The organism is Spirulina major PCC 6313, from assembly GCF_001890765.1.
Lineage (GTDB): Bacteria > Cyanobacteriota > Cyanobacteriia > Cyanobacteriales > Spirulinaceae > Spirulina > Spirulina major.
Genome location: NZ_KV878783.1, coordinates 1112541 through 1124811 on the forward strand (window position 1 = coordinate 1112541; position 12271 = coordinate 1124811).

Genomic DNA, 12271 nt, shown 5'->3' on the forward strand with positions numbered 1-12271 from the left:
CAGTCTGTGCCGACGGGTTAAACGGCCCAGGTTAATTCGGGGGAAAAGAGATCAAACCGGTGATGTTCAGCCGGGGGGCGATCGCTATCGGAATCGTTGATTTCAGCTCCGTCCCAATCCACTCCCTGAAGGATCGCCTGATCCCAGCTTGTCCCCGTCAGGCGGGCTTGTTTCAAAATCGCGTTGGTGAGATCCGCCCGATCAAAGGAGGCCTTGATGAGGTTGGCGTTGCTAAAGTTCGCCCGGCTTAAATTCGCGCCCTGAAAATGGGTATTACAACATTTCGCCGCACTGAAATTGGCCCCAATCAGGATCGAATCTTGGCAGCGAGCATCACTGAGATCCACCCCTTCTAAATCCACGCCACTGAGATCCACATTTCGCAAAAATGCGGAAACGAGGGTAGCACCATTCGCCGACACCCCGCTGAGGTTAGCCTCACTGAGGCGCACTGCATTTAAGTTCGCCCAGTTGAGGTTGCAGCCGCTGAGATTCCCTTGGCGGAGGTTGGTTCTGTAGAGGGTTGCGCCGCTGAGGTTTGCCCCCCAAAGATTCGCCCGACGCAGGTTGGTGTGGGCCAGATTCGCCCCGGTGAGTTTGGCGCGAGGCAGTTTAGCGTTAATCATGAAGGCCCCTTCCAAGTTGGCCTTGGTGAGGTCGGCATCGGCGAGTTTGCTATCGCTCAGTTTGGCACAGTGCAGATTCGCCCAGTTGAGACAGGCGGCGCTGAAGTTGGCTTTGGTGAGAAAGGCTCGACTCAAGTTCGCGCCGCGTAGTTTGGCATTGCGAAAGTTAACGCCGATCAGTGTTGTGCCTCTGAGATCTGCACCACTGAGATCAACGCCGCTAAAGTCGCGCTGTCCCCGTTCGTAGCGTTGCAACAGTGATTGAACGTCCATAACAAAGCTCTAGATAAGAGTTCATGGCCTCGACGGCGATCGCAATCTTGAGGTGAGGTGTATGCTCTGTTTTTCCGAGTATTCTCGTCACTATCCAGCGGGAATGATGACGTTAGAGACTCAGGGTTTACACATCTCCAAGCGTCAATGGATGGGCTTGGGATTACTGCCGCTGGCTTAATTTTAAGCTGTTGGGGTCAGACCTGCATAAAAACCACGACCCAATATTTAGAAAAGTTTAAGATTATCAACTAATCATCATCAACTAATCATCATCAACGAGTTTTATCCCCTGGCAGTGGGCTAGGTTTGACTAGCGTTCTCCTGCGGCGATCGCAGCAATGATTCCGATGGGAGAGTCGGCATTGAGGCCGCGACAAACCCGAATCCCCCTGCCGGGGCAAAGGGATTTTAGGGGTGACCGTGAGGGGTTTGCTCCGGGAAAATTAGAGAAAATAGACCTGCCCATCGAGCAAAATCCGTGTGATTCCCTTGGCATAGAGATAAGACCGGGTTTTTTCAAACAGGTTGCTATCGGGCACTTTAATGACGCGGTGCGATCGCTGCTGAGAAAACCGCCGGGCCACCCGATGATTATCAAAAATCGGCAGGGTGCGCTGGCTCGTTTCATCGGAGGGAATCGAGCCAAGATCGCCAAACTCATGGAGAGGGCGGGTAATCAGTTCAGAGGTGCGATCGACCACGAGATAACAGGTGCGCGGAAACGTGGCGCGGGAGAGGGGCAGCACTTCTACACCATTGGCGGAACGGGGTTGAGGCTGGGGACGAGGCTCATCGTCATCGTCATCGTCTTCATCATCCCAGTCATCGTCATCATCGAATTCATCATCGTCTAATTCCGGCTCAAGATCTTGGTCATCAAGCAGGGTTTGAAACGGATCGAGGGATTCATCCTCATCGTCAGAGATGGGGTCTGGGGCAGACGTAACGACGGTTGCATTGCGTCGGATGGGTTTTTCCGTGGACGACGTAGCAACGAGTTCAATCGGTTTCGCCGGTTCAGGGTCAGGAATTGTTAGCTGCGTCGATCGTGATGATTGACGCTTACGGGGTTTACGACTGGTCGAGGTGGGCGAGTCGGCTTCGGGTTCATCCCCAGCCTGTTCCGTATACTGACGAATCACGTTAGCCGCACCGGTGGGGGTACGACTTAACCGCTTTTGCTGGATCAGATCTTCGTATTCGTGCTCGTTCAAACGACTTTTCAGAAAGCGGCTAATCGTAGAGCTACTGACTTGAAACCGCTCGGCTAGCGTTGATGTGGTTTCTTGCGGTTGATGGTACAAGTCAAGAATTTCTTGCTTGTCCGTCTCGGTTAACTTTCTGGGACTCATACTTATTCTGTGGTGGCGTTTGCCCGTCTGCGCCGACTTTTACGTGGTCGGCTGGAAATATCGAATTCTAACGCCGCACCAATGGCCAATAAGATACCACTAAATACGAAGAACACTTCTAGAAATCCCCCACTGGCGTACTCGGTGGGTAAGGTTGCTGCATATTTAAACCACATGTCTGCTAAGTATTTGGCAAGGGCGGCGGCGGCAATCATTTGCCAGGAGCGGGCAAAGGTTCCCCCCCAAAAGGCTAAGAGCAGCATGACGGCAATGATCAGCAAGGCCACATCGCAAATGATGTAGAAGAAGTTGATCGGGGCGGAAAATTGGAGCAAGCTGTCTTGGAGGGTATTGACCCAGATCGGGACGGGATGGCTGGGGGTTGCGTCGGTGTCTGGGGTTTCTGGGGGGAGGGTGGGCGCGGAGTCAATGGTGATTTCTGCTGTGATGGCGCTGGGTGGGGGGCTGTCTATGGCTTGGGCGGGGGCGATCGCAATCCACACCGCTAACGCTGTCCCGGCGAGGGCAATGACAATCAGCGTCACCCATTGCCACAGGGCGAGGCTCAACCGTTTTGAGAGCACCGCCAACACCATACCCACGCCTAAGCAGATATAGAATGCCATGTAAAACAGGTCGGCGGGGGACACTTCGGGATCAAGCTCCCAATAGATTTCCCAAAAGCCAAAAATGAGGTCGGCAATGAAGTAGGCCGAGATGCCGAGGCCGATGCCAAGCCAGACGTTACGACCGCTGGCAATTTTGGGGCTTTGCCAGTTGCGGTAACAGAGCGCGGCCCCGGCGATAAAGGGGATGCATTCAGCAATATAGGTTCCCCATAGATACCATAGGGTTTCTTCTACCTCCGGCTGAATGACGCTGAGGAGGAAGAATCCGAGTGATAAAACTCCCCAGACAATGCCGGCAATAATCACATTCTTGCTCGCCAGCCAAGACTGCGATTCTGATGTGTTGTCAACAGAGCTAGTCATAGGTCGTTGGGTAAAACGGTTGATGGTGCGATCGCTTTAACCGTTGATTGAATTAAAGCCACCCATCATCTTAATCTACTTGAGTCTTTTCCTTTGCAGACAAACTCGTTTCCTTTCTTAGCATCTCTTGACGAAGGGGAAAACCCCTAGAGAAAACGAGGGGCCAGATTGCCCCTCGTTCACCTCAAGCCAAGATTGAGCACTGACAGGATTGAAGTTACGACTTCAGACCGGCGGTTTCTTGGTTGTATTCTTCGAGTTCGATTTTGACGGGTTTGGCTTTCCAGATTTCGGTGACGTATTCGTGAATGGTGCGATCGCTCGAAAACTTACCCATCCGCGCCGCATTGAGGATCGACATCCGCGTCCAGCGGTCTTGATCCAAATACGCCTCGCTCACCTTATCTTGGCATTCCACATAGGCCCGGAAATCCGCCATCAGCATGTACTGATCGTTGTAGAGCAGGGAATCTACTAGGGGCTTAAACAGGTCGCGGTTGCCGTGGGAGAAGTACCCCGACGCGATGCGATCGATCACGGCTTGCAGTTCCATGTCGTTGTGATAGTAGGCCATGGGGTTGTAGCCCTGCATTTTCATCGTTATCACTTCTTCAGCGGTGAGGCCAAAGAGGAAGAAGTTTTCAGGCCCCGCTTCCTCGCGGATTTCGATATTCGCCCCGTCGAGGGTGCCGATGGTGAGCGCCCCGTTCATGGCAAATTTCATGTTGCCGGTTCCCGATGCCTCTTTCCCAGCGGTGGAAATCTGTTCGGACAGATCGGCAGCGGGGTAGATTTTTTCACCGAGGGAGACGTTGAAATTGGCAAGGAAGACGACTTTGATGCGATCGCGCACATCCGGGTCTTTATTGACAATATCCGCCACCGCATTCACCAGCTTAATCACCAGCTTCGCCATGAAATAGCCCGGCGCAGCCTTGCCGCCAAAGATGAACGTGCGCGGCACAATCTTCACCGCCGGATTTTGCTTAATCCGGTTATAGAGCGCGATGATATTGAGCACATCGAGCAACTGGCGTTTATACTCGTGAATCCGCTTCACCTGAACATCGAAAATTGAATTAGGATTCACTTCGATATTGTTCTTTTTCCAGATGTATGCCGCAAGATCTGTTTTGTTCGCCTGCTTAATCGCCCGCCATTCTTGGCAGAATTTCGGGTCATCAATGAACTGCTCCAACTTACGCATTTCATCGAGGTTTTTCACCCAGTCTGTGCCGATGCGATCGTTCATCAACTTCGCCAAGCGCGGGTTGCACAACAACACCCAGCGGCGCGGCGTGACCCCATTGGTTTTGTTAATAAACTTATCCGGCCACAGCCGCGCAAAATGGTTGAGGGTATCCTGTTTGAGCAATTCTGTATGAAGGGCTGCCACCCCATTAATCGCATGGCTCCCCACACAGGCCAAATTCGCCATCCGTACCGATTTTTGCGCCCCTTCTTCAATAATCGAGAGCTTACTCAACAATTCCGGCTCATCCGGGAACCAGGTACGGATATCTTCGAGGAAGCGAAAATTAATTTCGTAAATAATTTCCAAGTGGCGCGGTAACAGAGTTCCAAACAGATCCACCGACCACCGTTCGAGGGCTTCCGGCATCAGGGTGTGGTTGGTGTAGGCCAGGGTTTTTTGAGTGATGTACCACGACTTATCCCAATCCATATTGTGCTCATCCACCAGGAGGCGCATCAGTTCGGCAACGCTCACGGCGGGGTGGGTGTCGTTGAGTTGGATCGCGAAATGTTCGTGGAGATTGTCGAGGGTGTTGTGAATCCGTAGGTGGCGGCGGATGATGTCTTGGAGGGAAGCCGAGACGAAAAAGTATTGCTGTTCAAGGCGAAGTTGGCGACCTTGGGGGGTGTTGTCGTTGGGATAGAGAACTTTAGAAATATTCTCCGACGACATTTTGCTGGCCACTGCGCCATCGTAGTCCCCAGCGTTGAAGGCATCGAAGTTGAAGTCTTTATCTTCGCCCGCTTCCGCTCGCCACAGGCGCAGGGGATTCACGGTATTGGTGTTGAAGCCGGGTACGGGGGTGTCGTAGGGAATGGCGGTGATGCTGCGATCGGCGACCCAGGTGACTTTGGGTTGGCCTTTGTCATCGTGGGACATTTCCGTATGGCCGCCGAGTTTGACCTGAACGGTGGCTTCGGGGCGAGGGATTTCCCAGGGGTTGCCGTAGCGGAGCCATTTATCGGGGATTTCCGCTTGCCAGCCGTCGCGGATTTCTTGGTGAAAGATGCCAAATTCGTAACGAATGCCGTAGCCGATCGCAGGAATTTCTAAGTTCGCCAAAGAATCGAGGAAGCAGGCCGCCAACCGGCCTAAGCCACCGTTGCCCAGCCCTGGATCATGCTCTTGGTCGAGGATATCGCCCCAATTTAATCCTGCATCTTCGACGACTTTTTTCATGTCTTCGTAGATGCCGAGGTTGATCATGTTGTTCTCTAGGTGACGACCCATAAGAAACTCAGCGGAGAAGTAGCAGACGACTTTGACGTTCTGCTCTTCGTAGGTGTTCATCGTTTTGATGAAGCGGTGAATGAGGCGATCGCGCACTGTATAGGCCAGAGCCATATAAAAATCATTCGCCGTTGCCCACCGATAATATTTGCCTTGGATGTAGAACAAATTATCGGCAAACGCCCGCTTTAGCGTCTCCGGGCTCATCCCGGTTCGGTCATCTTCAACCCGAATCTGAATCATGTCTTGAGGGGAGATATTGGTTTGCACAGGAAGTTCTCGCTCCTTAATCCGTCAGTGCTTGGACTCATTGTGACGCGATATCCCCGATGATCTGTACTTCTTAATACTGTCTTTGATTCAGTCTCTGCCCCATCCCCCACCCAAAAACCGTCCCATGGCGCGAAATCCACACCCCCCTAGGCTTAGAAAATCCAGTAGCGTAGAAAAGACACAGTTGTGATCCCATCCACACAACGCGCAACTCCAAAATTTTTCTATGACACATTCTGACAATCCCCTGCTGCTTGGCTACGGTTTACCCCCCTTTGCCGCCATTACTCCCGATCACGTCGTCCCCGCCGTGACCCAACTCCTCCAAGACCTCACCACCGCCCAAGCCAAGCTCGAAGCCAGCGTCCCCCCCACCTGGTCAGGCTTAATCGAACCCCTCACCCAACTGGAAGAACGCCTCGGCTGGACGTGGGGCGTGATTTCTCACCTCATGGGCGTGAAAAACAGTCCCGAACTCCGCACCGCCTACGAACAAGTGGAGCCGGAATTGGTGAAGTTCAGTAATCAACTCAGCCAAAGTCAGCCCCTCTACCAAGCCCTGAAGCAATTGCGCGAGGGTGACACGTGGGCGAGCCTCGATGCAACCCAGCAGCGGATCGTAGAATCAGGGCTGCAAGATGCGGAATTAGCCGGCGTGGGCTTAACCGGGGAGGTAAAAGACCGCTTCAACGCGATTCAATTGGAACTTGCCGAACTGGGGACGCAGTTCTCTAACCATGTGTTAGACGCGACGAAAGCCTTTGAGTTGAAACTCACCGAGCCGGACGAAGTGGCCGGATTGCCGGAGAGTTGGCGCAGTTTGGCCGCCCAAACCGCCCGCCAAAAGGGTATCGACACCGCCACCCCTGAACAAGGGCCGTGGATCGTGACCCTGGATTTCCCCAATTTTGGCCCGTTTTTAAAGCACGCCCAACGCAGCGACCTCCGGGAAACTGTCTATCGCGCCTATGTGACGCGGGCGGCCAGTGGGGATCTCGACAATACGCCGCTGATCGATCGCATCCTCAAACTGCGTCAAGAAAAAGCTCAAATTCTCGGTTTTGATAATTTTGCGGAGTTGAGTTTGGCGCGGAAAATGGCCCCCAGTGTGGCAGCGGTGGAAGCCCTCCTCGAAGAATTGCGCCAAGCGAGCTACGACGCAGCCCAGCGAGAGTTAGCCGATTTAAACACCTTTGCCCAGCAGCCGGAATTGAATCTCTGGGATCTGTCCTATTGGTCGGAAAAACAACGACAAGCGAAGTTTGACCTGGACACGGAAGCCCTGCGCCCCTATTTCCCGCTGCCGGAGGTGTTGAAGGGGTTGTTTGGCTTGGCAGAACGGATTTTTGGGGTGGCGATCGCAGCCGCCGATGGGGTGGCTCCGGTGTGGCATGAGGACGTGCGCTATTTTGAGGTGAAAAATGGGGCGGGGGATGCGATCGCTGCCTTTTACCTCGACCCCTACAGCCGCCCCGCCGAAAAACGCGGCGGCGCTTGGATGGATGAATGCGTGGGCCGCGCCAAACTGGGCCAAACCACCCGCCTCCCCGTCGCCTATCTCATCTGCAACCAAATGCCCCCCGTGGACGATCGCCCCAGCCTGATGAACTTCGACGAAGTGGAAACCCTCTTCCATGAATTCGGCCACGGCCTGCAACATATGCTCACCCAAGTGGACTATCCCGGCGCATCGGGCATCCGTAACGTCGAATGGGACGCGGTGGAACTCCCCAGCCAATTCATGGAAAACTGGTGCTACGATCGCGCCACCCTCTTCGGCATGGCCAAACATTACCAAACCGGCGAACCGCTGCCCGAAGCAGACTACCAAAAACTCCTCGCCGCCCGCACCTACCAAAGCGGCATGGGAATGTTACGTCAGATCCATTTCAGCCTGTTGGATCTTGAACTCCATTCGCGCTATCAACCCGGCAGTGATGAGACTCCGTTTGATGTGCGCGATCGCCTCGCCCAAACCACCACCGTCATGCCCCCCCTCCCCGAAGATGCCTTCCTCTGCGCCTTCGGTCACATCTTCGCCGGGGGCTACGCCGCCGGCTACTACAGCTACAAATGGGCTGAAGTCCTCAGCGCCGATGCCTTCGCCGCCTTTGAAGAAGTGGGCCTCGAAAACGAAACCGCCATCCAGTCCGTCGGCCAAAAATTCCGCGACACCGTCCTCGGTCTCGGCGGCAGTTTACCCCCCATGGATGTTTTCAAAGCCTTCCGCGGCCGCGAACCCCAAACCGAAGCCCTCCTCCGCCATAGCGGTTTAGTCGCAACGGTATAATTCAATACACCCCACAGGCTCAATCTTTTAGGGTTGAACTTGTGCCATAGTGGCGCGATCGCACTCTCTTTTTATTCTTATAATTGGGGGTGCGATCGTACTCTTTAAAGTAAAGTTAATTTTTTATATTCTCGTATTTTGCCATGCTATGCTGACACTGAAATGCCAGCAAGATTTATTTCTCTACAGTTTCAAATCAAAAAAATCCCCTAGTTTCTTAGTATGAGAGGGAAAATGAAGAACGTTTGCTTCGGAATTGGTGTTGCATTGTGTGCATTATTTGCGCCCAGTGCAAATGCTGAAATGTACGATCTGGGTAAAGCTTCAACAGGTCAATCTATCACCCTAGATGGTAGTTCTGTTTCTATGAATGGGCCACGCAGCATGTCTGCTTGGGTTGGTTTTACCTACTATTTAGGACGCACGCGCTTTGCTGCGGAGGCTCATTGTTCACTGGGAGAATGGTATTCCGGTGGTTCTACCCATCGTCCCCAATCACAAGCAACTCGCAACATGCTCAGCATTGTTTGTTCCGCACGATGGCGTGATCCGAATGCTGAAGACACAGGATATATGTTGGTTTTCGATCCCCCTTCTAATGTGCGCGATCGCCCCAATGGAACTGTCATCGGGACTGTAACAGACATGATCGTGATTAATGTCTATCCAGAATCTCAAAATGGTTGGTTTTCTACCTCTCAGTTTGGCGGTGGCTGGATTCACGAATCACAAGTGCGGCCATTCTACTAATTTTGGATTTTCAAAAGGGTTGAGCATACGTTAATCATGCTTAACCCTGCATTCTTATTGAGAAATATAAACTAATGACACCTCTTAACGTAACGTTTGATATGCCTGTCGAAATTCTGTCAGGATTAATAAATGGCAGTTTATTTCGGAATGGCGGAGTCATTCAAGATGCATCTGGACGGGTTGTAATGTGGCTACGAGAAATCGGTGGGGCTGGACTATTAGCATCTAGTTCTAATTCTCTGATGCTGCCTAGTATTGATCCGGTGACTGGCATCCTAAATCTTGTGATGCAAGGTGTTAACGCAAGGATTTCAATGAGAGGGTTTGCGGCTGTTACACAGCAGCTTAATCAAATGCAAGGGATGTTAGGTGTGACGACAGCGGCGAGTATGTTGAGCTTAGGAGTTTCAGCGATGGGATTTGCTGTCATTTCAAAACGATTGAAAGAGCTAGAGCAGCGTTTAGAACATGTTCAAGTTTATTTGGAAAGAATTGACAAAAAAATTGATTTGAGCTTCTACGCCAATTTTCGAGCTGCATTAGATCTGGCAATGAATGCTTTTACGATGAGCAAAGGAGATAATCGGAGAAGTAGTGCTCTTGATGCAATTAATCAATTTCTAATGGCAGAGCATATATACACTGATTTATTAGATAAGGAGCTAGTTATTAATAGTCAGATCGGGGATGAATATTTATTAATTTTATGTCTTGCTTATATTGCAGAAGCAAGGTGTTATTTAGAGCTTGGAGAATTTGATACAGCAACCAGGCGACTGAAAGATGGAAGCGAACGGATCAAAAAACGCATTGAAACCTATGTGGATTTTTTGTTAACGTCAAATCCATTAATGTATTTACATCCAACATTAAAAGGGAAAACTGATTTATCTCGTCTTACAAGAGTTTACCAATGGAAAGATTCAGATCTTACAGAAAGTGATGTATTTGAGTTAATGAGAGATAAAATAGTACCGCCGAATGATAAAAATTGGAATTTTCAAGTTGATGAGTGGGTTAAATTGCTCCCGGCTTCGATTGTTGAACGCGATGATGTCAAAAAAGGAATTTGGGGGATTACAGAAGAGAGTAGAAGAGAAATTATTCAAAAACTCCCGGAATCACTGGCAGAAATGGAATCAATGATTGAAACAAGCCAAAGATTGACGGCTTACGAGCTAGAAGTCAAAGCTATTGATACCCTGGGAATTAGTTTTCAGGAGTGGTTGCAGCTTTGTCCCAATGAACCACAAGAAGACAGAAACTTAATGTATATTGTGCCAACAGAACCCCTTGAACTCAGTTAATAGCAGCGCACTGCTAGACTTAAGGCGATTGATTTCAATAGAACTTAAGTCTGAATAATTCCCGTTAGGTGAGGGAAATAGTGGCCGGGAAAGTCAGGGGCAAAAATCAGATTTCCAGATGTGGATCGCACGCTGGGCTAGGCGGCGTTGTCGATTAGCGATCGCATCCATATTCCATTCGTCAGCCATGATATTTTGTGTTAGCTGGTACACACTTTGTTGATAGGCCGTTTGTTTGATTTCGTAGGCTTGATTCCCCACTTGGCGATTTAAGGGGGGTTCTAATGGCGTGAGATTCCCAATCCGATAGATAACATCATCGAGTTGGGAGTCGGTGAAAGTTTTGTACCATGATTCAGCAGGTGATTCAGGTAAAATATGCTCCACTGAAAAGGCATCTTCTGTAATATCTGTTCGGTTTGAGGCATCCATTTCCAGCTTCCAAAGAATATACCGAACTAATGCCTTCTTTTGTCCTTTTGTGGATATGGAAAGAACAGAAAAATCCTGTGCGAATTTCTCATCGGTCACATAGACCGGACGCAGCGCTTCAAAAACTTGTCTAGGATAGACGATCGCACCATCCATAATCGCGATCGCCACCTTACTATACAGTGCTTCTAACTCATTGGGATTTAAACCACTGACCACTGTATAGCGAAAGGAAATGACGCAAATTAGTTTAAGCAATCGGGTGAAATTTTCATGCGCAAAGTGAGAGTAAGCCGCGAATAATGTGGGATATGCCTGCTTGACTCGAAATAATCCAAGCTCACGAATATAGGGCTGATTTTCGGGATAGTCACGCCAAAATTCATCATTGGCATTCCCTAGGGCAACGAAGAGACCGCTATAGGTTTCGAGTTGATCCAGCAAATCAAAAGCTTGCTCTCCACTGGTGACAGATTGTCGAATAATTTTAAATAAGCGATCGCGCCTGACTCTCGTTTCCTGAAGACTGAGATAATAGCGCAGAAACTCCGGAAATTTTTCCATCTGCACAGTGTTAATAATTCTACGCCATTGTCGCTGCGCTTCTTGCAAATCGTCGGGGCCTTGAAAGAGAGAAAAGAGATAATTCTTGAGTAAATCTGTTGAGCTAAGTTCGATGCCTCTAGCATTCAATGTTTCAAAGATAACGTAGGCGTTTAGCTCATCTTCCACATTGATTTGAATGAATAAAAGCTTTTGTGCAATGATACTCGTCAGAAAATCGGCTAAGTGTTCCCCATCTTGAACAATATCATACAGATTATCCAGTTGGGCAGCAAAATATTGAAACGCCTGCCAGAGTAATTGATTGGAGCGTGACAGGGCGCGTAAATTACGCGGGTGTCTCAGGTTGATTAAATTACTTTGATAGAAATCATTGTTATTTTCATTCAAAATGAGCTTGCTAGAGTAGCGTAGCGATCGCGGATCTTTATCGCTTAAATACGTACGCTTTAAAATTTCTTGTCGCTCCTGATTTGCCCCGCCATCCTCTCGTTTTTGAACCAATTGCTGAATCCTATCAATCACAGCAATCACAATAATGCTTAAGGTAGCGAGCCGTTGTTGACCATCAATGATGGTAAATTCTTTGGCGGTAGTGCTGGGATTTTGTAACACGATCGCCCCCATATAATGACTAGAATTAGAGTCAGCATCAGCTGTGAATTCTGTGTAAATGGTTAAAATATCCTGCCAAAGGTCTTCCCAGTTTTCCAACTGCCAAGAATAATCGCGTTGGAACGGGGGCACTCGGTAGATTTTGCCATTACCGATTAAGTCGCCAAAACTGGTAGTTTGGGTATCGAGGAGGTTGGTTCTAGCCATGATGGGAACACAGTTTCACCTTTAAGGTATCAGGAAACGATCGCCCCGCACAGGGTGAGCCGCTATCAAGATTGATGCCGTAGAATTTAAGTCTGAACG

8 protein-coding genes are annotated in these 12271 nt (G+C 50.1%); 3 read left to right on the plus strand and 5 right to left on the minus strand.

The annotated features are described in order from the left end of the window. Nucleotides 1-17: 17 nt before the first annotated feature. From SPI6313_RS04870 to SPI6313_RS04885, 4 genes are all read right to left on the minus strand, one after another. The gene (locus SPI6313_RS04870) at nt 18-899 is read right to left on the minus strand and encodes a pentapeptide repeat-containing protein (protein ID WP_072619991.1); all 882 of its coding nucleotides are present in this window, start codon (nt 897-899) and stop codon (nt 18-20) included. A 446-nt stretch (nt 900-1345) separates the two neighbouring features. Beyond that, nucleotides 1346-2254 carry a helix-turn-helix domain-containing protein gene (locus tag SPI6313_RS04875; protein WP_072619992.1) on the minus strand — a complete coding sequence of 303 codons (909 nt, stop codon included), beginning with the start codon at nt 2252-2254 and terminating at the stop codon, nt 1346-1348. A 2-nt stretch (nt 2255-2256) separates the two neighbouring features. Next, nucleotides 2257-3246, minus strand: coding sequence for a hypothetical protein (locus SPI6313_RS04880; RefSeq protein ID WP_072619993.1), 990 nt, complete (start codon nt 3244-3246; stop codon nt 2257-2259). Nucleotides 3247-3463: 217 nt separating this feature from the next. Further along, complete coding sequence (locus SPI6313_RS04885; protein WP_072623001.1) at nt 3464-5974, minus strand: glycogen/starch/alpha-glucan family phosphorylase; 2511 nt, start codon at nt 5972-5974, stop codon at nt 3464-3466. Between the two features lie 256 nt (nt 5975-6230). Between SPI6313_RS04885 and SPI6313_RS04890 the strand changes: the two genes are divergently transcribed. From SPI6313_RS04890 to SPI6313_RS04900, 3 genes are all read left to right on the plus strand, one after another. Beyond that, complete coding sequence (locus SPI6313_RS04890; protein ID WP_072619994.1) at nt 6231-8294, plus strand: M3 family metallopeptidase; 2064 nt, start codon at nt 6231-6233, stop codon at nt 8292-8294. A gap of 234 nt (nt 8295-8528) precedes the next feature. Continuing rightward, nucleotides 8529-9044, plus strand: a complete 516-nt coding sequence (locus SPI6313_RS22745; protein WP_139276536.1) for a hypothetical protein — start codon at nt 8529-8531, stop codon at nt 9042-9044. 74 nt (nt 9045-9118) lie between these two features. Continuing rightward, nucleotides 9119-10354 (plus strand): hypothetical protein, encoded by a 1236-nt coding sequence (locus SPI6313_RS04900; RefSeq protein WP_072619995.1) that lies wholly within the window; start codon nt 9119-9121, stop codon nt 10352-10354. Between the two features lie 93 nt (nt 10355-10447). On the opposite strand, the gene SPI6313_RS04905 is transcribed toward SPI6313_RS04900, so the two are convergent. Then, nucleotides 10448-12172 (minus strand): DUF262 domain-containing protein, encoded by a 1725-nt coding sequence (locus tag SPI6313_RS04905; RefSeq protein ID WP_072619996.1) that lies wholly within the window; start codon nt 12170-12172, stop codon nt 10448-10450. Between the last annotated feature and the right edge of the window lie 99 nt (nt 12173-12271).